21 protein-coding genes are annotated in these 21,680 nt (G+C 61.8%); 6 read left to right on the forward strand and 15 right to left on the reverse strand.

Annotated elements, in window-relative coordinates:
- Positions 1 to 2: 2 nt before the first annotated feature.
- The 3 genes from cyoB to ACIOVF_RS12485 form a co-directional block, all read right to left on the reverse strand.
- Positions 3 to 2,021 (reverse strand): cytochrome o ubiquinol oxidase subunit I, encoded by a 2,019-nt coding sequence (gene cyoB / locus ACIOVF_RS12475; protein ID WP_045196135.1) that lies wholly within the window; start codon positions 2,019 to 2,021, stop codon positions 3 to 5.
- Positions 2,022 to 2,024: 3 nt separating this feature from the next.
- Positions 2,025 to 2,969 (reverse strand): ubiquinol oxidase subunit II, encoded by a 945-nt coding sequence (gene cyoA / locus ACIOVF_RS12480; protein WP_045196132.1) that lies wholly within the window; start codon positions 2,967 to 2,969, stop codon positions 2,025 to 2,027.
- A gap of 565 nt (positions 2,970 to 3,534) precedes the next feature.
- A complete protein-coding gene (locus ACIOVF_RS12485) occupies positions 3,535 to 4,041 on the reverse strand; it encodes a disulfide bond formation protein B (RefSeq protein WP_045196130.1) in 507 nt (168 codons plus the stop codon).
- Positions 4,042 to 4,267: 226 nt separating this feature from the next.
- Here ACIOVF_RS12485 and ACIOVF_RS12490 point away from each other — a divergent pair, with 226 nt between their 5' ends.
- Positions 4,268 to 4,531, forward strand: a complete 264-nt coding sequence (locus ACIOVF_RS12490) for a YebG family protein (protein ID WP_045196128.1) — start codon at positions 4,268 to 4,270, stop codon at positions 4,529 to 4,531.
- Between the two features lie 7 nt (positions 4,532 to 4,538).
- On the opposite strand, the gene ACIOVF_RS12495 is transcribed toward ACIOVF_RS12490, so the two are convergent.
- Complete coding sequence (locus ACIOVF_RS12495; RefSeq protein ID WP_045196126.1) at positions 4,539 to 5,558, reverse strand: Glu/Leu/Phe/Val dehydrogenase dimerization domain-containing protein; 1,020 nt, start codon at positions 5,556 to 5,558, stop codon at positions 4,539 to 4,541.
- Between the two features lie 125 nt (positions 5,559 to 5,683).
- Here ACIOVF_RS12495 and ACIOVF_RS12500 point away from each other — a divergent pair, with 125 nt between their 5' ends.
- Entirely contained in the window at positions 5,684 to 6,490 is an 807-nt protein-coding gene (locus ACIOVF_RS12500; protein ID WP_213602399.1) for a SirB1 family protein, read from the forward strand.
- Positions 6,491 to 6,518: 28 nt separating this feature from the next.
- On the opposite strand, the gene maiA is transcribed toward ACIOVF_RS12500, so the two are convergent.
- The 3 genes from maiA to hmgA are packed head-to-tail and all read right to left on the reverse strand — an operon-like array spanning position 6,519 to position 9,755.
- Positions 6,519 to 7,145 carry a maleylacetoacetate isomerase gene (gene maiA, locus ACIOVF_RS12505; RefSeq protein WP_045196122.1) on the reverse strand — a complete coding sequence of 209 codons (627 nt, stop codon included), beginning with the start codon at positions 7,143 to 7,145 and terminating at the stop codon, positions 6,519 to 6,521.
- A 12-nt stretch (positions 7,146 to 7,157) separates the two neighbouring features.
- Positions 7,158 to 8,450, reverse strand: a complete 1,293-nt coding sequence (gene fahA, locus ACIOVF_RS12510; protein ID WP_045196120.1) for a fumarylacetoacetase — start codon at positions 8,448 to 8,450, stop codon at positions 7,158 to 7,160.
- Between the two features lie 3 nt (positions 8,451 to 8,453).
- Positions 8,454 to 9,755: a homogentisate 1,2-dioxygenase gene (hmgA, locus tag ACIOVF_RS12515; protein ID WP_045196118.1), complete on the reverse strand. Its 1,302-nt coding sequence runs from the start codon at positions 9,753 to 9,755 to the stop codon at positions 8,454 to 8,456.
- Positions 9,756 to 9,928: 173 nt separating this feature from the next.
- Between hmgA and ACIOVF_RS12520 the strand changes: the two genes are divergently transcribed.
- On the forward strand, positions 9,929 to 10,708 hold the full coding sequence (locus tag ACIOVF_RS12520; protein ID WP_045196116.1) for an IclR family transcriptional regulator: 780 nt from the start codon (positions 9,929 to 9,931) through the stop codon (positions 10,706 to 10,708).
- Between the two features lie 10 nt (positions 10,709 to 10,718).
- Here the strand turns inward: ACIOVF_RS12520 and ACIOVF_RS12525 are convergent, their stop codons facing one another.
- From ACIOVF_RS12525 to ACIOVF_RS12550, 6 genes are all read right to left on the reverse strand, one after another.
- Positions 10,719 to 13,775 carry a hypothetical protein gene (locus ACIOVF_RS12525; RefSeq protein ID WP_401289751.1) on the reverse strand — a complete coding sequence of 1,019 codons (3,057 nt, stop codon included), beginning with the start codon at positions 13,773 to 13,775 and terminating at the stop codon, positions 10,719 to 10,721.
- A 503-nt stretch (positions 13,776 to 14,278) separates the two neighbouring features.
- Complete coding sequence (locus ACIOVF_RS12530; protein WP_045196112.1) at positions 14,279 to 14,632, reverse strand: hypothetical protein; 354 nt, start codon at positions 14,630 to 14,632, stop codon at positions 14,279 to 14,281.
- Positions 14,633 to 14,707: 75 nt separating this feature from the next.
- A complete protein-coding gene (locus ACIOVF_RS12535) occupies positions 14,708 to 15,616 on the reverse strand; it encodes an SDR family oxidoreductase (RefSeq protein ID WP_401289755.1) in 909 nt (302 codons plus the stop codon).
- A gap of 129 nt (positions 15,617 to 15,745) precedes the next feature.
- A complete protein-coding gene (locus ACIOVF_RS12540; protein ID WP_093388012.1) occupies positions 15,746 to 16,651 on the reverse strand; it encodes an alpha/beta fold hydrolase in 906 nt (301 codons plus the stop codon).
- A 186-nt stretch (positions 16,652 to 16,837) separates the two neighbouring features.
- Positions 16,838 to 17,524 carry an LrgB family protein gene (locus ACIOVF_RS12545; protein WP_045196108.1) on the reverse strand — a complete coding sequence of 229 codons (687 nt, stop codon included), beginning with the start codon at positions 17,522 to 17,524 and terminating at the stop codon, positions 16,838 to 16,840.
- On the reverse strand, positions 17,514 to 17,900 hold the full coding sequence (locus ACIOVF_RS12550; protein ID WP_093388007.1) for a CidA/LrgA family protein: 387 nt from the start codon (positions 17,898 to 17,900) through the stop codon (positions 17,514 to 17,516). The genes ACIOVF_RS12545 and ACIOVF_RS12550 overlap by 11 nt, the downstream gene beginning before the upstream one ends.
- Before the next feature lie 96 nt (positions 17,901 to 17,996).
- Between ACIOVF_RS12550 and ACIOVF_RS12555 the strand changes: the two genes are divergently transcribed.
- Positions 17,997 to 18,881: a LysR substrate-binding domain-containing protein gene (locus ACIOVF_RS12555; protein WP_401289760.1), complete on the forward strand. Its 885-nt coding sequence runs from the start codon at positions 17,997 to 17,999 to the stop codon at positions 18,879 to 18,881.
- Between the two features lie 3 nt (positions 18,882 to 18,884).
- Here ACIOVF_RS12555 and ACIOVF_RS12560 read toward each other — a convergent pair whose 3' ends face one another.
- Positions 18,885 to 19,340 (reverse strand): flavodoxin, encoded by a 456-nt coding sequence (locus ACIOVF_RS12560; RefSeq protein ID WP_401289763.1) that lies wholly within the window; start codon positions 19,338 to 19,340, stop codon positions 18,885 to 18,887.
- 142 nt (positions 19,341 to 19,482) lie between these two features.
- Between ACIOVF_RS12560 and ACIOVF_RS12565 the strand changes: the two genes are divergently transcribed.
- Complete coding sequence (locus ACIOVF_RS12565) at positions 19,483 to 19,944, forward strand: PAS domain-containing protein (RefSeq protein WP_045196101.1); 462 nt, start codon at positions 19,483 to 19,485, stop codon at positions 19,942 to 19,944.
- A gap of 68 nt (positions 19,945 to 20,012) precedes the next feature.
- Complete coding sequence (locus ACIOVF_RS12570) at positions 20,013 to 20,630, forward strand: hypothetical protein (RefSeq protein ID WP_093387998.1); 618 nt, start codon at positions 20,013 to 20,015, stop codon at positions 20,628 to 20,630.
- On the opposite strand, the gene ACIOVF_RS12575 is transcribed toward ACIOVF_RS12570, so the two are convergent.
- Complete coding sequence (locus tag ACIOVF_RS12575; RefSeq protein ID WP_401289767.1) at positions 20,615 to 21,565, reverse strand: MerR family transcriptional regulator; 951 nt, start codon at positions 21,563 to 21,565, stop codon at positions 20,615 to 20,617. The two genes, ACIOVF_RS12570 and ACIOVF_RS12575, sit on opposite strands and share 16 nt — an antisense overlap.
- Positions 21,566 to 21,680: the final 115 nt, after the last annotated feature.

Consider the following 21,680-nt stretch of genomic DNA (forward strand, 5'->3'; position numbering starts at 1 on the left):
GATTAAACCCGTTCAAACGATTCGACACGTGCGCCAACCGGAGTACCGGTAGCCAGGCCCAGGGACTTCATGCGCTCACCTTCGATGCGCGCCACTTCCTCGGCTGGAACCATGTAACCCTGGTCGTCACGAGCAGCGTGGGCGACGAAGACCGCGATGGTACCGATCAGGCTTGCGCCGACCAGCCACCAGATGTGCCAGATGAAGGCGAAACCGAACACGGTCAGCAAGGCACCCATGAACACACCGGTAGAGGTGTTGTTCGGCATGTGGATCGCTTCGTACTTGGCTGGAACCTTGTAGGCAACACCGGCTTCCTTGGCTTCGTGCCAGGCATCCAGGCCGACTTTCTCAGGCATGGTGGCGAAGTTGTAGAACGGTGGTGGCGACGAAGTCGACCATTCCAGGGTACGGCCGCCCCATGGGTCGCCGGTCACGTCCATGTTGTCCTTGCGGTCGCGGATCGACACGTACAGCTGGATCAGCTGGCAAGCGATACCGAACAGGATCAGCACGGCGCCGACAACGGCTACGTACAGGTAGGGTTCCCACAGTGGGTTGTCGGAGTGGTTCAGACGACGGGTCATACCCATGAAGCCCAGTGCGTACAGCGGCATGAAGGCCACGTAGAAACCGGAGATCCAGAACCAGAAGGCAGCTTTGCCCCACTTCTCGTTCAGGGTGAAACCGAAGGCTTTCGGGAACCAGAAGGCGAAGCCGGCGATGTAGCCGAATACCGCACCACCGATGATCACGTTGTGGAAGTGAGCGATTACGAACAGGCTGTTGTGCAGAACGAAGTCAGCACCTGGAACAGCCAGCAGTACGCCGGTCATACCACCGATCGAGAAGGTCACCATGAAGCCCAGGGTCCACATGATCGGCGCGGTGAAGCGCAGACGGCCCTGGTAGATCGTGAACAGCCAGTTGAACAGCTTCACCCCGGTTGGGATCGAGATCAGCATGGTCGCCAGACCGAAGAAGGTGTTGACGCTGGCGCCCGAACCCATGGTGAAGAAGTGGTGCAGCCATACCGCAAAGCCCAGCACCGCGATCGCGCCCGAAGCGTAGATCATCGACTTGTGGCCGAACAGGCGTTTGCCGGCGAAGGTCGAGGTGACTTCCGAGAACACGCCGAAGGCCGGCAGGATCAGGATGTAAACCTCAGGGTGACCCCAGGCCCAGAACAGGTTGACGTACATCATCGGGTTCCCACCAAGCTCGTTGGTGAAAATGTGGAAGTCCAGATAACGGTCAACGGTCAGCAGAGCCAGTGCAGCGGTCAGGATCGGGAACGAAGCGACGATCAGCACGTTGGCCCAGGTGCAGGTCCAGGTGAAGATCGGCATGTCCATCAGCTTCATGCCAGGCGCGCGCATTTTCAGCACGGTGGCGAGGAAGTTGACACCCGTTAGCGTCGTACCCAGGCCCGATAGCTGTAGCGCCCAGATGTAGTAGTCGACACCCACGCCAGGACTGTACTGGATACCCGCCAACGGTGGATAAGCGACCCAGCCGGTCTTGGCGAACTCACCAACACCCAGCGAGACGTTGACCAGCACGACGCCGGACACCAGCAGCCAGAAGCTCAGGGAGTTGAGGAACGGGAAGGCAACGTCACGCGCACCAATCTGCAGAGGCAGGGCCAGGTTCATCAGGCCGGTGAAGAATGGCATTGCCATGAAGATGATCATGATCACACCGTGAGCGGTGAAGATCTGGTCATAGTGTTCGGGCGGCAGGTAGCCCTCGGATCCGCCGGTGGCCATGGCCAGCTGCGTGCGCATCATGATGGCGTCGGCAAAGCCGCGCAGCAGCATGATCATCGCGACGATGATGTACATCACCCCGATCTTCTTGTGGTCGACCGAAGTCAGCCACTCGGACCACAGGTAGGTCCACTTCTTGAAATAGGTGATAGCACCAACGAGCGCGAGACCGCCGAGCGCGATCATGGCAAGCGTCACCATGACTATCGGCTCGTGATACGGAATCGCATCCAGACTTAGTTTACCGAACATCTCTTACTCCTCTGCCCCAGCAGCTGAATGCATACTCACGTCCATCCCTTCGGTACCGGCCGCTTCTTTGCTCTGCTCTTGTTCGTGGACCGGCCGGCCGCGGTTCATGCCTTCGTACTTGTCGACGATGGACTGGAACTGCTCAGGCGAGGCCACGCTGTACAGCGCGACTGGATTGTTTTCGCTTGTTTTGGCCAATGCTGCGTATTCAGCGGCATCCAGCTTTTTAGGCGATTGCTTGACTTCGTTCACCCATGCTTCGAAATCGGCCTGGGAGGTGGCGGTTGCCTTGAACTTCATACCGGTGAAACCAGCACCGCTGTAGTTGGCGGAGATACCGTCGAACTCACCGTTCTCGTTGGCGATCAGGTGCAGTTTGGTGGTCATGCCAGCCATTGCGTAGATCTGCCCGCCCAGGCCCGGGATGAAGAAGGAGTTCATCACCGAGTCCGAGGTCACGCGGAAGTTGACCGGGGTGTTGGCCGGGAAGACGATCTTGTTGACCGTGGCAATGCCTTGTTCCGGGTAGATGAACAGCCATTTCCAGTCCAGGGCGACCACGTCGATCTGCACCGGCTTCACGTCGGAAACCAGCGGACGATACGGGTCCAGCTCATGGGTGGTCTTGTAGGTCACGTAACCCAGGGCAATGATGATCAGCACCGGGATGGTCCAGACCGCCACTTCGATCTTGGTCGAGTGCGACCAGTCCGGGGTGTAGGTGGCTGCCTTGTTGGAAGCGCGGTACTTCCAGGCAAACGCCAGGGTCATGAAAATGACAGGAATCACCACCAGCAACATCAAGCCGGTAGCGATCAGGATAAGGTTCTTTTGCTCAATGCCGACCTGGCCCTTCGGGTCGAGCAGGGTCCAGTTGCACCCACTGAGTAAAAGCATGCCTAAAAAGGGCAGAATGCCAAACAGTCTGGGGTAACGCTTTTTACTCATCTCACGACCTCTAGAGCAGCTTGCTTCAATGCAATTTGTGTTTTGGTCGCCAACACTTCGTCCTGCCAAGCGTCAGCATTTATGGGATCGAATACGGTCATACCTTGAGGCCAGCTGCGGCGGCTCGGCATAAACCGGGTATTGCGGTGTTTATTATTTTGACTTCAGTAGGCAACAGGCCTGTGTTCAGACCAATTCCATTTGGTGCGGGAAATCACGGAGGGGGGTCAGCCCGGCATCGCCGCAGGCGATGCTCGTCAGAGTCAGCGAAAAGAGCCCTGGAGCTCCTTTAATCCTGCGACTCGCAAGCGGTGCCGAACGGAAATTGGGGGCGATTGTAGATAGGTAACCTATCGTTGACTATGACTTATTGAGCAACAGTCCTTTACCAATTGTGTAACAATCGCGCCCGAAAAATCAGTTTCGCGACAGTTTGTCGCACCCCTTTCAATACCCCTGGAACGCCCGTTCTACAAGGGTTAGAACTTGATCAGGATCAAGTTTGGTGCGACAAACTTTGCAAATCTGATTGCACAACAGGCTTGCGTCAATACATGACTTTTGTCTAAGCCTGACGGCGGTTGCGGTAGATACCCAGGGGTACCAGTACGGCGGTCAGTATAAAGGCTACCAGTGCCCATTGCGCCAGGGACAGGCCCATGACCGGCGGGTACGGCGTGGAACAGAAGCCATCGACCTGGAACACCAGCGGCAGCACCGAGGCCAGCGGCAGGCCGTCGACGATCGGTTGCAAGGTGTCGATGCCGCAGCTGACCGCCGGATTGGCGAGGATGTACACGTGGTTACCGGCAGCGGCGATGCCACCAATGGCGCTGAGCACCACCAGGCCTTCGAGCAGGGTCAGGCTGCGCTTGCCGGGCATGGCTGCGCCAATGAAGGCAAACACGGCGATCAGCAGCAACGCATAGCGCTGCAGGATGCACAGCGGGCATGGCGCCTCGCCGAGCACGATCTGCATGTACAGCGCACCGCCGATCAGCGCCAGGCAGATCACCCCCAGCAGTACCAGAAAGCGCCGTTCCCGATTCAGGCGCGATGTTTGCTCGTTCATTGCTGTTCCTTCGTAGACTGGATGGCTCGACTGCCGATGCGCAATTCTACACGCTGAAGCAGACCATAGAGAGCGGCAAAAGTGCCGTCCCAGGCCCTGGTGAAGAATGGGCAACAGCAGAATACTGATTTGCCACTATCTTAGTCCTGTGGATTACCCTATCATTAACACTGTACAAATAAACAGTATCGAATACATCGATTACCAAAGGCATGTGAGGTGATGAATGGCCGTCGAAGTGGTATACCGCAGCAGCCGCGACCTGGAGCGCTTGTTCATGGATAAAGCCGAAGCAGACCGTCACGACAAGATGCTGGAGCTGGCCGAGCTGCTGGCCGAGGTCCTGAAAAAAGCCGTGCCGTCGCTGAGCGAACAGCAGGTCGAGGATGCCGGTATCTATATGGCGAAAAACCGTGACGTGTTCGCCAAGGCCTTCAAGAGCCAGCCCGACGCCCTGTCCGAGCTGCTCGCCGAGGGCGCCGCCGAGTAGGCGCCGTTCAGTTGTAGATCATCTGCTCGGCGAGCATCTGCGCCACTCGCGCCGGCGAGCGTTTTTCCGCCTGGGCGTGGGCGAACACTTCGGTCAGGCGCGAGGGAATGCGCGCCAGGTGCGCGGTAATGGTGCCCAGGTCCTCGCCACGGTGCTTGAGCGCCACATAGATCAACCCGCCGGCGTTGATCACGTAATCGGGCGCATACAAAATGCCGCGGCTTTCCAGCTGGTCGGCCACCTGCAGGGTGGTCAGCTGATTGTTCGCCGCCCCCGCCACCGCCGCACAGCGCAACTGCATCACGCTCTGGCCGGTGAGTATCGGCCCTACCCCGCACGGGGCAAAAATGTCGCAGGGCGTGCTGATCAACATTTCATTGGCCACCGGCCGGGCATTGAACTGCTCGATCGCCAGTTGCACCCGGCCCGGGTCATGGTCACTGACCAATAGCTCGGCGCCCGCGGCATGCAGCTGCTCGGCCAGGGCGTAGCCGACATTGCCCAAGCCCTGCACGGCGATGCGCAAGCCTTCGAGGTTGTCACTGCCCAGGCGCGCCATCGAGGTGGCGCGAATGCCGGCGAACACGCCCATGGCCGCATGGGGTGACGGATCACCGGCAGCGGTGGTGCTGGTGACGTGTTGGGTGGTCTGGGCGATGCAGTCCATGTCCAGGGTCGAGGTGCCGCTGTCCACGGCCGTGATGAAGCGCCCCTGCAGGGTTTCGACGAAGCGCCCGAACGCCTCGAACAAGGCCGCGCGGTTTTCCACATGGGGGTTGCGAATGATCACCGCCTTGCCGCCACCCAACGGCAACCCGGCCAGGGCGGCCTTGTAGCTCATGCCCTGGGCCAGGCGAATGGCGTCGACCATGGCGCTGTCGTCGTCCGGGTAAGCCAGGTAGCGACAGCCTCCCATGGCCGGGCCCAGGTGTTCGCTATGAATGGCGACCACTGCTTTGAGGCCGGTCGGCGGGTCGATGCACAGGTGCAGCGACTGCGTGCGAGTGCTTTGCATGAGAGCGAACATCGGCAGGCTCCTCGATGAGGTGCTGATCCCAGTATAGGTCGCGCTTTACACCCCGATGACAACACTCGGACCACTGGACGAAAGGCCGCGCCAGCGCTACAACAGAAGCTTGAGCGGAGGTTGTGATGAACCCACGTAGTGCCTGCCTGGCTTGCCTTGAACGTGACCCGGTCGCCTTGCTGGAGGCGGCGCTGTGGATCGCTGCCGAGCACGATGACAGCGTGGTGCCTGCGCGCGTCATGGCCGAGGTTCAGGCCCTGCAGCAGGAAGTCAGCGCCGGGCTGCCGATGCTGCCGCTCAGCGAACTGGCCCAGCCGTTGTTACGCCGCCTCAACGCCCTGGGCTTCCAGCAGGACGAATACCACCCGCTGCGGCCCCAGGCGGCGCTGCTCGACAAAGTCATGCAACGCCGCCGCGGCCAGCCCCTGGCCTTGGCCCTGCTGAGCCTGGAACTGGCCCGCGGCCTGTCGATCCCTCTTGAGGGAGTGAACTTCCCCGGGCACTTTCTCTTGCGCGTGCCCGGTGCCGACCACCTGCTCGACCCCTGTGGCGGCCGACGCCTGTACCCGGCCGATTGCCGCGAGCTGCTGGGCCGCCAGTTCGGCCCGCAACTGGCCTTGAGCGCCGACCACCTGCTGACCGCCAGCCCGCTGCAGATGCTCCAGCGCCTGTCACGCAACCTGCGCCAGCTGCACGCCAGCCACGACGATCATCTCGAAGCCCTGAAGGACGCTGAACGGGTGTTGCAGCTAGGCCCTGGCACTGCCGCCGACTACATGGCCCGCGCCACCCTGTATCAGCACCTGGAGTGCCCCCAGGCCGAACGCTTCGACCTGGAGCACGCCTTGCTGCTCAGCGACGATCCAATCCAGCGCTTGCGCCTGACGGAACGCCTGAGCCATCTGCCGCCGGCGTCGCAATCGGTGCACTGACATTCTGCTCCGGGCTGAGCAGCATGATTTATGGTGCGTCGGGCTGCCTCGACGGATGAGCCTGGGCAAACGCCGAATGTGCCTCGGCCAGGGCCGCGACCCGGCGAATGCGCGGGAAGCCACTGAGGTCGGTATTGAAGCGCTCGGCGGCGTACAACTGCGGAACAAGGTAGACATCGGCCAGCCCCGGCTCGTCGCCAAAGCAGAAGCCCTGGTCACCGATCAACTGCTCGACCGCGGCAAGGCCCTGGCTGATCCAGTGGCCGATCCACTGGTTGACCTGGGCGTCGTCATGACCCAGGCCGCGCAGTTGATTGAGCACGCTGACGTTGTGCAACGGGTGGATGTCGCAGCCGATCAGCGCCGCCACGCCACGCACCTGGGCCCGGCGCAGCGGGTCCTGGGGCAACAGCGCGGGTTGTGGATAAACTTCTTCCAGGTACTCGATGATCGCCGGCGACTGCACCAGCAGCTCACCGGAGTCGATCTTCAGCGCCGGCACTCGCCCTTGCGGGTTGAGGGCCAGGAACTGTGCTTCGCGCTGTTCGCCCTTGAGCAGGTTGACCGGCACCTGCTGGACCTCCAGCTGCTTGAGCGCCAGGGCAATGCGCACCCGGTAGGATGAGGTCGAGCGGTAGTAACCAAAAAGTTCCATGGCCCTGCCCTCTCAGTGCGCCGGCAGGATCTTGCCGCGGCACTCGCCGAAGCCGATCGAGGCCACGCCGTCGCGCTTGCAACGGGCACGCAGGATGATTTCGTCGCCGTCCTCAAGGAACTTGCGCACCTCGCCCGAGGCCAGTTCGACCGGTTCCTTGCCGCCCTGGGTGATTTCCAGCAGGCTGCCGAACTGGCCAGGCTGGGCACCGGACAGGGTGCCGGAGCCGAACAGGTCGCCCGGCTGCAACTGGCAACCGTTGACGCTGTGGTGAGCAACCATCTGCGCCACGGTCCAGTACATGCTCAAGGTGTTGCTCAGGGTCAGGCGATGGGCTGGCAGGTTCTGCTCGCGCATGCGCTCGGTCAGCAGCAGCACCTCCAGCTCGATATCAAAAGCGCCATTGGCCTGGTCGCGTTTGTCCAGCAGGTACGACAGCGGCTGCGGATCACCTTCCGGGCGCGCCGGCTGGGCGCAGCGGAACGGCTCCAGGGCTTCGGCAGTGACTACCCACGGCGAAACGGTGGAGATGAAGCTCTTGGACAGGAACGGCCCCAGCGGCTGGTATTCCCAGGCCTGGATGTCACGCGCCGACCAGTCGTTGAGCAGGCAGAAACCGGCGATGTGCTCGGCGGCTTCGGCCACCGGAATCGAATCGCCCATGTCGTTGCCCTGGCCGATCCAGATACCCAGTTCCAGCTCGTAGTCCAGCCGCGCGCACGGGCCGAAGCTTGGTTCGCTCTGGCCAGCAGGCAGGGTCTGGCCTTTTGGCCGGCGCACGTCGGTGCCCGAGGGGCGAATGGTCGAGGCGCGGCCGTGGTAACCGATCGGCACATATTTATAGTTGGGCAGCAGCGGGTTGTCGGGGCGGAACAGCTTGCCAACGTTCTTGGCGTGCTCGATGCCGACATAGAAGTCGGTGTAATCGCCGATGCGCGCCGGCAGGTGCAGCTGGCACTCGCTGGCCGCATACAGCAGCGGCTTGAGCGCGGCCTGGTGCTCGCTGTGCTCGCCGAGCAGTTGCAGCAGGCGCTCGCGCAGGGCCACCCGGGCGCCACGACCAAGGGCGAAGAAAGCGTTCAGCGCACCACCACGGGTGGCCTCGACTGCGGCGCGGGCCTGGCCGTCGAACAGGCCGGCGGCCAGCGCTGCTTCGAGGTCGAGGATGGCATCACCGATGGCCACGCCACAGCGCGGCGCCTGGTCCTTGCGGCTGAAGATGCCCAGCGGCAGGTTCTGCAGCGGGAAGTCGCCGTGGCCGTTGGCGTGTTCTACCCAACTGCGGGCAAGGGCGGACTGATTCATGGGTTATCTCCGATTCGGGGTAAAGGTGCTCGGCAACGAGGCCCAGCAACTATCGTAGTCGGCCTGCAATTGCGGGCATTCGAGCGCATGACGGCTCGGGCGCAGCACCTGGCTGGTCTCGAACATGAAGGCCATGGTGTTGTCGATCTTGTTCGGTGCCAGCTCTACAGCGATAGCCTTGCTGCAGGTCTCGGCATCCGGGCCGTGGGCGCTCATGCAGCTGTGCAGCGAGGCACCGCCGGGCAGGAAGCCTTCGGCCTTGGCGTCGTACTCGCCCTTGATCAGGCCCATGAACTCGTTCATCAGGTTGCGATGGAACCACGGTGGACGGAAGGTGTTCTCGGCCACCATCCAGCGCGGCGGGAAGATCACGAAGTCGAGGTTGGCCATGCCCGGTACGCTGGTCGGCGAGGTCAGCACGGTGAAGATCGAAGGGTCCGGGTGGTCGAAGCTGACCGTGCCGATGGTGTTGAAGCGGCGCAGGTCATATTTGTACGGCACGTTGTTGCCGTGCCAGGCGACTACGTCCAGGGGCGAATGATTGAGCTGGCAGCCCCACAGTTCGCCGAGGAACTTCTGCACCAGCTGCACCGGGGCGTCGGTTTCTTCGTAATGGGCCACCGGCGCGAGGAAATCGCGCGGGTTGGCCAGGCCATTGCTGCCAATCGGCCCCAGGTCCGGGATGCGCAGCGGCGCACCGTGGTTCTCGGCCAGATAACCACGGGCCTTGCCGTCGAGCAGTTCGACGCGAAACTTCAGGCCACGGGGCAACACGGCGATCTCCAGCGGCTCGACTTCCAGCACGCCCAGCTCGGTGACGATGCGCAGGCGACCTTGCTCGGGCACCAGCAGCAGTTCGCCATCAGCGTTGAAGAACACCCGCTCCATGGAGCGATTGGCGCAGTAGGTATAGATGCTGATGCCGGCGGGTTTCTCGCCTGCCGAGTTGGCCGCCATGGCCACCCAGCCGTCGATGAAGTCGGTGGCCTCGCTCGGCATCGGTTGCGGGCTCCAGCGCAGGCGGTTGGGCGTCACCGGGCCCAGCGGGCCACCGGCCAGTTGACGCTGCAGGCGCTCGAAGCGCGGGTGCAGGGCCGAAGGGCGAATGCGGTACAGCCAGGTGCGGCGCTGTTCGTTGCGGGCCATGGTGAAGGCAGTGCCGGAAAACAGTTCGGCATACAGGCCATACGGGGCTTTTTGCGGCGAGTTCTGTCCGACCGGCAGCGCGCCAGGCAAGGCTTCGCTGGCGAATTCGTTGCCGAAACCGCTCTGGTAGCCAAGGACGGGGGTGTTATCGAGGTTCATCGAGCCTCCGGGCCCAGTGCAGGCCGGTCAATGGCAGTTGGCTGCGGGCCTTGAAGGAATGGCAGCGCTTCTGCGTTATTTTTATCGTAATTACATTACGCATAACGTAATTTGATTGGTGAAGACCGTCAAGCTATAAAGACGCCCATCTAACTCCCCGGATCGACTTCTCCATGGCCAAAGCCAGCTCCCCCGCCGACAGCTCCGGCAAACAGAAGGTCCGCTCGGCCGAGGTCGGCACCGACATCCTCAAGGCCCTGGCCCAGTTATCGCCGTCCACCTCGCTGTCGCGCCTGGCCGAGCACGTCGACATGCCGGCGAGCAAGGTCCACCGCTACCTGCAGGCCTTGATCGCCAGCGGTTTTGCCGAGCAGAACCCGGCCACCAACCATTACGGCCTCGGCCGCGAAGCCCTGCGCGTGGGCCTGGCGGCACTGGGCGGGATGGACGTATTGAAAGAGGCGGCGCTGCCGCTGTCGCAACTGCGCGACGAGCTCAACGAAAGCTGCTTCATCGCCGTGTGGGGCAACCAGGGCGCCACTGTGGTCAACATCGAGCCGGCGGTGCGCGCGGTTACCGTGGTCACCCAGATCGGTTCGGTGCTGCCCTTGCTGACGTCCTCCACTGGCCTGGTGTTCGGCGCTTACCTGCCAGAACGTGAAACCATCGAGCTGCGCGAGCAAGAGCTGGCCGCATCAGGTCACAGTGCCGACGAATACCAGGCATTGTTTGCGACCATCCGCCAACGCGGCCTGCATCATGTGCATGGCCTGCTGATGCCCGGAGTCGATGCGCTTTCTGCTCCTGTGTTCAACGCCGTGGGCAAGATTGCCGCAGTGCTGACCGTGGTCGGCCCGACCTCGATTTTCCACGCGGATGAACAGGGCCCCGCTGCGCAACAACTGCTGGCCACCGCCAGGACCATCAGTTGGCGCATGGGGTATGAGGCCTGAGCCCATCTCGTCAGGCAGGAACCGTTCGCTCCAGGTGTTTGAGGAACAAGGTGAGTTCATCGTCCAACGCCTCACCGACGCTGGAGACTGTTTCCGAACCCGCCTTGCCAAAGTCGGCGACCAGCTTTTTCAGCAGCTCGGTGGTCGGCGAGCCGGGGCCCTTGGACAGCTTCGATAACGTTCTGGCGAAGCGCCCTGCTACGCCGGAAATCGACACGACCCCCACAGCCGTGACAACAAACCACTTCAAAGCTGAAGCCCGATCGCCATCCTCGTAGGCCAGCGCCCCTTGCACGAACGAGCGCAGGGTCAGCACCACGTTCAGCGCCAGGGTGGCTGGCGGAAAGGGAATCGAAAGAATCGCCGCAACGCCGATGGCGACCTCGAAGAGGATGCCCCAGATTCGTTTGGCCACACTGGTGGTGTCGGCGTCCACATCGGCAATGATCCGCTCGACCATCACGTCGAATTCATGGGCAAGATCGGTCACGCGCTTATAGTCGCTGATCGCCTCGAGGACCATTGCCTGACCATCAGCTGCTCGTTCAACACTGTCGATCAGGCTGCCGATGGCCGGCTGATCATCGATGCTCACGCGCAGGTAGAAATAGTCCTGCAGCGCTTCCCATTGAAGCGCCAACGCTTGCGGCGTACGGAAGATCAGGTCATCCGGCGCATCGGGGGTGTAGACAAGATCTTCGACAACACTTTGCGATACGTTCCTGAACAGGTACACACCCTCGACCCTTCGGCCCCTCAGGGCCAGCTGGAACAGACCGTTCTTGCCAGAGGTCCGCTCACCGCCAACGACCGCAGGCTCCAGATCAACCAGCTTGTCGACAGCAATGCCCAGCCACCCGCTCTGCTCGGACGTCAGGCGCCCCGCCATGCTTTCACTCAGCCAGGCGCGGCGGATCTGCAAACGCAGCAGCTCGCGGTGAAGCAGGCGACGGCGCTTGTACTGTGGCTCAACGGGGTCGAGCAGGCGCCGGCGAATCATCTGGATGTAGCGCTCACCCAGCCTGGCAGATCGAATGTAGCCATCGACAGAGAGACGATCGAGTCGCGACAGGTCCTGGCCGATGGTGGAGGTGATTCTGGCAAAGTCGACGAAGTTGAAACTGCTGTCGTAACCTTCAATGACCGTGCGGGTGAGCGTCTTTATGTCACCGTCCTCAAGCTCCACCAGTACGGTATCAGGGTCTATATCAGACGCAGGTAGAAGCTTCTTGATCCAGTCCTGCACCTGGCGATGGGCGTATTTGGCAAAGGGCTCGATAGTGTTGAGCTGTTGGTAGGCGTCCTGGATCGCACCCAGTTGAGCATCAACATGGCTCAGTTGCTGGCGTTGAACTCGGGATGCATCGATGAACCACTGAGGCGTGGCCAATTGCTGTTGGTCAAGTAACGCCGAGACCTTCCTGAAAGCAACGTGCGACAACACCCTCGGCCAGCTCGCATCGGGCCAGCGCTCCAGTGCCACTGTTTGTCGGGACCAGGTGCCCGGCAATTTTTGCGTCTGCTTGAGTAACCGACTGAAGCTCATCCTGGCGTTGACCGGCACTTGGCCAAGCAGATAGGTTTGCCCCTGGTCGGTCAGGGCCCACCGGGCAATTTCCAGGCTGAGCTGCCCCACATTGCTGAACACCCGCAGATCCGCCTCCGGCGCGCCAGGGGCATAGAGCAGGAAACGATGAGTGTCCTGCGAGCCAAAACTCAGGTAGAGCATATCCTTGAACGCCAACTGCAAGGGCTCAAGGATCACCGCACCCGCGTCGATCCCAAGCGCAGCCAGGGCGCCGGTATGGTTGCGAGCAGCTTCCAGAGCGTCGCAAGCCTCCCGGTCGAACCCTTGGTAGCGCGCGGCCAGGGCGCTCAAGGCCAACCGTGCATTGACCACGTCGCTCATCAGTTGAGGGCCAGAGCCTTCAAGGTAGGAAGACTGCAGCGCTTGCGGATAACTCTGGCGCACCTCAAGTTCATCAATCATTCGTTGAATGACATCCGGTGTCAGCCGCGCCGCCAACGTGTCATCGATGACGTGGGCCTGAAACTCACTGCCGGGGTAACCACCGGACAACACCCACTGCACCAGCGTCATCTCGCGCTCACCCTGTATCGTTTCACCCTCGACGTCCAGTGCATGCCTGACTCGAACGCGCAGTAGCCCGGCATCTGTCTCGACACCCAAGGCCTGCAACAGGTAAGCGGCGATCTGCGCAGCGGCATAGTCCTCAACGCTGGCCCTACCTTGCAGGTGTTCATCGACCCGTTGCTGGCACAAAGCAACAGCGCCTTCGCGCAACTCGAAGGCGGTACGTTGTTCACCCTCAAGAACACGTAACCATTCAGGCAATTGTGCGTGGCGGTGCTGCCTGAGCCTGGTTGCGAGACGTTGTTGCAGCAGATCGTGGGCAGGAACCCCGCGCAGGGCTTGGCGGACATCGTCTACCTGTTGTCGAAACGGACTCTCGCTCAGCGATACCAGGCTCAATAGCGGCGTGTGGCCTTGCGCAAGTAGTTGTTTTATTCCGTGCGGCAACGGCTGCACCAAGGGATCCTTGGCAGCCGGTGCGCACAGGCGCAGCGTCATTCTGTCGATGAATCGCCGCGCATCCCCCTGCGCTTGCAACCCCTCCTGCAGGCTGTAAAACCAGAGTTTGCTGGTGGATGACGGGTCGAACGACTCGCTGATGACAAACGCCAACGGCAACATCGCCGTCTGTCCCTGAATATCGAGGGTCAGCATGCGAACGTGCTCATCGGGATCGAAAATCTGCTCCTCCAGCGCTGCCATTTCCGGCTGCTGCCAGGGATGGCGCAAAGCAAAGTAACGCAGATCGAAAAAAAACAATTTCGTCAGGTGCACAAACAGGCTCAGCGGCTTTGTACCCGGCTTGCGTGCCCTCTCCCAGAAACTGATCAGCGCCGCATCCTGCAGCGTTGCCACCGACTCAAGCTGGCGCTGGATTTCAAAAGTGCTACTGGTCATTTCCAGCAGCAGTGTCTCCAGAGTACTGTCGTCGTAGCTCAACGCGGGTGTGTCAAGCGAACGGGTCGATTCCATATGCTGATGTCCGTTGGTGGTTGATAGTCATAAAGCGACTAATTGACTTGCCCACCTTCAGGGAAATTTCAGCGAAACCCGTCCCGGTTGCTATCTCTGGAAAGTGCCCAGGCTCCCGTTTTTTCAAACCCAATGAATCGCCCTACAGCTAACTAAAGCAACAGCCCATTTCCATATAAGAATAAAAGGACAGTGTGCACAGTTGCTTACACTCGCTTACTGACTTTCGTGAAACAGCGGGTTACTGTCTTGGGGGCTGACTGTTACCTAAGTTGTAACAGTGAATGTCAGAAATACCTATTTTTCCGATTCTGACAGGCGCCTATTCTGGTTACACCAAGACGGTGCAGACGCCAAATCAAAGCGTCAGCCCATTCCATCAACCGGCGTGCACACCCCGCCTGATGGCGTCTTCTCCAGGTTCACCGACGTTGATTTTGAAGCTCCTTGATCTGCGTCTTACTTGGCCGCTGCACTGCAGCGGCCTTTTTTATGCCTGCAACTCAGTCGTCGTCGGCGTCATCAAAGTGGAATCGGTGCAACAATCGGTGAGCGATGGGCGCCAGGATCAGGCCGATGCTGGCGACGAACACCAGGCCGACATACAGGCCGTAACCTGCAAAAAACAGCTTGCCGCCAATAGACTCGGGAAGGATCACCGGCCCTACCCCGCCCAGCAGCAAGGTGGCGTTGAACACGGCATCGTGCCAGGGCACTTGCGGCTCGAAGTACAGATGGCCAACCACGCCAAACAGGATCGAGCCGATCAGCAACAGGCAGGCTGCGATCCCGTGCCACATCAGGCGATAGCCGAACTGTCGGGTAGAGATGACAGCGTCCGTTCTGGATTCGTACATCCTCTGTGCTCCTGCAACCAAGGTGGCCGTCCAGCATAGGCAACTTCAGCCGGCGACCACAACCTTGGGCCAGGTTCAGCCCTGTGGATACTTCTGCAGGTTGGCCATCATCTGTTGCAGGGCTTCGAGGCTGTCCTTGGGATGTACGGCGTTGTCAAAGCTGCCGATCTGCTGCCAGTTGGCGGCGATGTCTTCAGGCGAAAAGCCCTCGCGCGGGTCGAAGCCAACACCCAGGCTACGCTCCCAGCGCACCTTGCCAACCCAGCCGCCGCCAACTTCATACAAGCCGCCGCTGTCCTGGCAGGCGTCACTGCCCAGGTACACCACCAGCGGGCTGACCAGCTCCGGCTTGAGTTGTTCGAACACCTGTGGCGGAATCAGCCCTTCGGTCATGCGCGTGCCACCCGTGGGGGCGATGGCGTTGACCAGGACGCCGTGCTTGCGCCCTTCGATGGCCAGGGTGCGGGTCAGGCCATACAGGCCGAGCTTGGCCGCGCCATAGTTGGCCTGGCCGAAGTTGCCATAGATGCCCGAGGTCGAGGCGGTGAAGATCACCCGCCCCCAGTTCTGCTCGCGCAAGTGCGGCCAGGCGGCGCGGGTGACTTTGTAGGCCCCTTCGAGGTGTACCTGGTAGACCTGCTCCCAGTCGCTGTCGTCCATCTTGTGGAAGGTCTTGTCGCGCAGGATGCCGGCATTGTTTATCACGATATCGACGCGGCCGAAGCTATCCAGGGCCTGCTCGACAATGCGCTGGCCGTCGGTGACCGAATCATGGTTGGCCACGGCCGTACCGCCCGCTTCGCGAATCTGCGCCACTACCCGATCGGCAGCCGAAGCGCTGGCGCCTTCGCCGTGGGTCGAACCGCCCAGGTCGTTGACCACCACTCGCGCGCCATGGCGGGCAAACAGCAGGGCATGGGCGCGACCCAGGCCACCGCCAGCGCCGGTCACAATCACCACTTTATCGTCCAAGCGAATCGTCATGCTCAGTTCTCCAGCAGAACAAGGGAGGGATGCCCGAGTGTCGACCAGCCGCGGCTGGCACACAATCAAGCGGGCAGGCGCTGAATGGCAGGCGATAAGGCCAGGCGATGATTGCGCACGCCGGGTCGCTCAGGACCAGGCGACTTTCTGCGGCACACTCACCAAGGGTTGTTCACGAAACGCCAGGTAATGGCGCAGCACCTGTACCGGTGCTTCGGTATGGGGGTAATGACCGATGCCCTGGAGCATCACCGTATCGGCATTGGGCACCAGCTCCTGGTAACGCTCGAGCATATGCGCCCCGGACACCGGATCGACCGCGCCGTTGATCAGCCGCAGCGGCACCCCTTCGGCTTGCATCGCGCCAACCCAGCGCTCGCGGTGGGCGACCCGCTCGGGCAGGTAGGCAATGAGCTTGTGCAGGATGCGCGTGCCACGGTTGGAAGCAATCAGGCTCCAGTAATCGTCCAGCGCACTCTCGCTGGGATGGGTGCAGGGGCCGTAGATCTGGGTAACGTGGCGCACCAGGTCATCGCGCCCGAACGAGCGCCCGACCAGCCAGCCCAGGCGGCTGAGCAGCAGCTTCTGGATCATCAGCGGCCGATGACGCTCGGGGAACAGACCGCCATTGAGGAACACGCAACTGGCGATCTGCACCCGGCCCTCATGGTGGCGGGCGAGCAACTCCTGAGCGACGCTGCCGCCATAGTCATGGCCGAGCACATGCACCGGCTGCTCGACCTGCAGGTGCGCCAGCAGCGCCTGTTGCAGGTCGGCCTGTTCCAGCAGGCTGTAGTCATGATGCAGCGGTTTGGCCGAATCGCCAAAGCCGAGCATGTCACAGGCAATCACCCGGAAACGCTGGGCCAACGGCGCCCACAGGTAGTGCCAGTCCCAACTGGCGGTGGGAAAGCCATGAATGAGCAGTAGCGGTTCGCCCTGCCCTGCGCTCCAGTAACGAATGGTCTGGCCACGGAACGAGAAATTCAGGCCCCGGGTCCGCCAGACGCACAATGGAATCTCGGCCAAAGGCATCACAGTGGTCCCGGTAAGTTACAGGTAGTCGTGTTGGGCAAGGCATCGGCTGCGATCATTGCAATCACCTCGGCACATACGTGTGCTCTATTGATCGTCAGTCTAGTCAGGCAGGCCCTGGCCGAGAGTTGCGTTGGCAGCCAGCTTATTGACCTTGGGAGTCAGGGCGCAAAATAGCGAGGTGAATCACAGCAGCAAGGTCAGCAACGGCGCGGCAAACAGATTGAGCAGGCCGGTGAGAACCATCACCAGGCCGGCCACCGAACCCTCTTCACCGCCCACTTCATGTGCGCGGCTGACACCCGCCCCATGGGCGCCGACGCCGAACAGCGCGCCACGGGCCAACGGCGTGCGCAGCGGCAGGTACTTGAGCAGCACGCCACCAAACATCGCCCCGAGCACTCCGGTGAACATCACGAACACCGCGGTCAGCTCCGGCACGCCGCCCAGGTCTTTGGCCAGCGGCATGGCAAAGGGCGTGGTGATCGAGCGCGGCACCAGCGACAGGCTCACCGAGCTGTCCAGTGCCAACAGCTGCGCCAGGCCCCAGGAACTGCCAATCGAGGCCGCACTGCCGATCAGCATGCCGAGGGTCAGGGCCGGCCAGTGGCGGGCGAGCAAGGCGCGCTGTTGCCAGATCGGTACGGCAAAGGCCACCGTGACCGGGCCCAGCACCGACATCAGCCAGTGAGTGTTGCGCGCGTACTCGGCATAGGCGGTGTGCAGCGGCACGGCGATCGCCAGCAGCACGGCCGGCACCAGGATCAACGGTGACAGCAGGTAACGCCCGGTGCGCCGGTACAACCAGCGGCTGCCAAGATAGGCCAGCAGGGTCAGGGCCAGCCAGAACAGCGGCATCGGCTCAAGCGTCATGGCGCAACCTCCAGCGGCAGATCCACTCCACCGTCACCGCCGTCACCACCATCACCAACAGGGTACTCACGCCGATCACCAGCAAAATCCGCCAGCCCTCATCGCGCAGCAGGCTGCCGTAATCGAGCAGGCTCATCAGCGCCGGAATAAAGAACAGCAGCATCTCGGCCATCAACAACCCGGCACCGAGCTGCAACATGGCCGGCTTGAGCACACCCAAAGCAAACAGCAGCAGCAACAGCGCAAGGCCCATGACCCCGCCGGGAATCGGCCAGGCCAACCAGGCGGCCAGCAGGCCACCGACCTTATAAAGAGCAAGCAACACCGCAAGCTCGGCGAGCAGGCGGACAAATCGGTTTAACGCAGGGGGCTTCATCGCGGGGGTCCTCTCAGGCCCGTATTTTAAAAGCCTGCTCCCCACGCCAAAAGCGAATTGTTAGACTGCCAGCTATTCCAGATTGGAATTCAGGCTATGGAATTCAAACAGCTACGCAGTTTTCTTGAAGTGGTGCACCGTGGCGGCTTTACCCAGGCCGGGCAAACCCTGCACATCAGCCAGTCGGCGGTGAGCAAGCAGGTTGCGCAACTGGAGCAGGACCTGGGCGTGCCGCTGCTGGAGCGCCAGGGCTCGCAGTTGCACCTGACCGCTGCCGGCAAGATCGTGCTTGAACGCGGCGAGGCCATGCTGCGCCTGCGCCAGGAGCTGCTCAGCGAGCTCGATGACCTGAGCCAGCTGGCCCGCGGCGAACTGCGCCTGGGCTTGCCACTGCTGGGCAGTGATGCGCTGTTCGCACGGTTGTTCGCCGAATACCGGCGGCGCTACCCGAACATCAGCATTCAACTGTTCGAAGGCGGCAGTCGCAGCGTCGAGCAGGCCGTACTGAGCGGTGAACTGGAACTGGGCGGCAGCCTCACCCCCAGCGACCCGGCCTTTGCCTACCAGCCATTTTGCAACGAGCCCCTCGATGCCCTGCTGCCCACCGAGCACCCTTTAGCCTCTGCCGGCCAGGTCAGCCTGGCGCAACTGGCCGACACGCCGTTCCTGCTTTATCAGCGCAGCTTCGTGCTCAATGACCGATTGCTCGGCGCTTGCCAGCAATTGGGCTTCACCCCCAGGGAGGGTGGCCGTAGCGGCCAGGCCGACTTTCTCGCCGCGCTGGTGGCGGCCGGCCAGGGGGTGGTGCTGTTGCCCAGTGTGGTGGCCCGCGGCCTGGAACGACCGGGGGTAGTGCGCCTGGCCCTCAGCGCGCCGACCGACCTGCGCTGGGACATCGCCTTCATCTGGCGCCAGGGCGCCTACCTGTCGCGCGCCGCCCAGGCCTGGCTGCAGCTGCTGCGCGAGCAGCCACAGCCGTAATGATCAGCCGCGCAGCTTGTTGGCCAGCTCGGCAAGCCACGGCTCGGCGTCGGTTTCCGGGGTAACGGTTTCGCTGGCATCCAGGCGCAGCATCGGCTGAACCTCTACCAGGCCCATCTCGGCGAACAGCTCGCGCAGTTGCTCGCCGCCACCGCAGAAGGTATCGCCATAGCTGGAATCGCCCAGGCCGATCACCGCGCCCTTGAGGCCGCGCCACTCGGCCGGCAGCGCATCGCGAATGGTACTGAACAGCGGCATGAGGTTGTCCGGCAGCTCGCCCATGCCGGTGGTCGAGGTCACGGCCAGAAATACCTGCGGGGCAAAGCCCTGGATGTCCTGCAGGGTAGCCCGGTGGGCGTGCCAGGCCTCGAAACCCGCTTGTTTGAGCAACTTCTCGGCATGCCGAGCGACTTCTTCGGCGGTGCCATAGACCGAACCGGAAAGGATCACGACGTTCATAGAGGTTTCCGAAACTGAGTAAAAACGTAGGATACTAGCATCAGGCACTGGCAAAAGGCCTTAATCTGCCGCTGTACAGCGACGGCCAATCCACTAGAATCAGCCAGCATGCCCGATCTACAGCCCTTGCGGACCTAACAAGATGATCAATGCCACACTGCTGCAGCGCATGATTGACGCCTCTAACGACGGGATCGTGGTGGCCGAACAGGAAGGCGACGACGACACCATCCTGATCTACGTCAACCCGGCCTTCGAGCGCCTGACCGGCTATGACGCCAACGACATCCTCTATCGCGACTGCCGCTTCCTGCAGAACGACGATCGCGACCAGGGCGCCCGGGTATTGATCCGCCAGGCGATCAAGGATGGCCTGCCAAGCCGGGAAATCTTGCGCAACTACCGCAAGGACGGCAGCGCGTTCTGGAATGAACTGTCGATTACCCCGGTGCTCAATGAGGCTGACAAGCGCAAGTATTTCATCGGCATCCAGAAGGATGTCAGCCGCCAGGTCGAAGCCGAACAGCGGGTAGTCGAGCTTGAGCGCCAACTGGCCGACGCCCGCGCGCGCATCGCGGCGCTGGAAGCCGACCAACGGTCTTAACAAACACGCCGTTTGGTTGTCCATGACGGTGAAGAAACGCATTCACGATTGTAACTTCGAGTTCGACCATGCAAGCAGATGCCCTTCTGACCCAGGATGAGCTGGACTTCATCCGCTCCATGCAGCACGCGGCCCAGCCCATCCCGGCTGAACCGGCGTCGCGCCTGATGGTCAATGGCGGCAGCGCAATCAAAAACCTGCTGACCCGACTGATCGCCGACGAGCAGGTAACCCTGCAGGCCCAGTTCAACAACCAGCAGATGACCTTTCCGCTGCAGTTGGTTGAAGACGAGTTCCATGCCCTGCACCTGCAACTGGGTGCACCGAACATCTATGAAGAAGGCGCCGTGGTTCGCCCCTGGCGCCTGACCCTGGAGCAACCGGTGGCACTGGAAGACGAGCTGGGCCTGAGTACCGGCTTGTGGGTGCGGGAAATCTCGTTCAAGGGTGTGTTGCTGGAAGTGCGCGAGCTGCCCGAACCACCAAAACACTTTGACCTCTGGTTCAGCCCCGACGGCGATGCCCCGATTGCCTTGCACGGCACCCTGCAGCGGCGCACCGGCGAACGCCTGGCCGCCTATAACCTGGGCCAGAGCTTGCCGGCTGAAATCGAGCGGCTACGCGAATACATTCTCCAGGCACACCGGCGCGCCCATCCGGAGTTGCACCCTCAAGAATCCAGGTGACCGGCCAGGTACTGCTGCAGCCGCCGGCGCATCAAGCGTCCTTCGCTGCCCAAACACGCGACTTGCGAGCCGATCAGGCTGTCCTGAGCCAGGTCCGCCGCCTCTCCCGCCAGCAACAACGGACACTCCAGTGCCAGCGCCAGGCGCGCCAGGCGCTTGGGTAAATCACTGGCCGGCGGATGATTGGAAAACAGCACCAGGGCATGCGGGGTCATGCGCTCGCAGACCAGGCCAAGCTCTTCCAGCGGCTGACCGAGGCCGAGCACGCTGATGGCGATTTCGCTGGTGCCGAGCAACAGCGCCGCCACCAGCAACTCAAGTTCCCGGCACTGGCCGGGGATCGCCGCCAGCACCACACGCACTTCCTGCTGCTCACGCGCCAGCTGCAAACGTTGCAACGCCCGCCCGCGCAGGAAGCTGTCGAGAAACAGCCATTCACTGGCCTGGCCGAAAGCTTCGTGGGTACTGCGCAGCTCCTGCCAGACCGGCATAAGGATGTCCTGGAACACCACCAGCTGTGGATAACTACTGAACACCTGGCCGTATACCCGCTCCAGGCGGCGCTCGTCGAAAGCCCTCACGGCCTGGCGCAGCTGGGTTTGCCATTGGTTGAAATCGGCCTGGGATTCGTCGCTACGCGGTGACTGGCTTTCGCTCTTCAGATTCTGGCTTTTGGCCAAAATGCGCCCGACCTTGCTGACGGCAACCCCGCGCTCGATCCAGCCGAGGATGCTACGTACCTCGTCGATGTCCGCTTGCGAGTACAAACGGTGCCCACTTTCGGTGCGCGTGGGCTGAATCAGCCCATAACGGCGCTCCCAGGCACGCAGGGTGACCGGATTGATACCGGTCAGGCGGGATACTTCGCGGATCGGGAACAGTTCTTCGTGGTCAAACTCACGGGAATTCAATGAAGGCTGGTCTGGTTCGATCATTGCCGGGAAACCGCGGGTTTATGGGCCAATTGTCATTCTACTCCGCCAATCACCAGCACCACCATTGGCATTTCTAACAGGTGGGCGAGTACCAGCACTGACGAGTCAGCTTATT

It is taken from the genome of Pseudomonas sp. NPDC087612, from assembly GCF_044743505.1.
In the GTDB taxonomy this organism is placed as follows: Bacteria; Pseudomonadota; Gammaproteobacteria; order Pseudomonadales; family Pseudomonadaceae; genus Aquipseudomonas.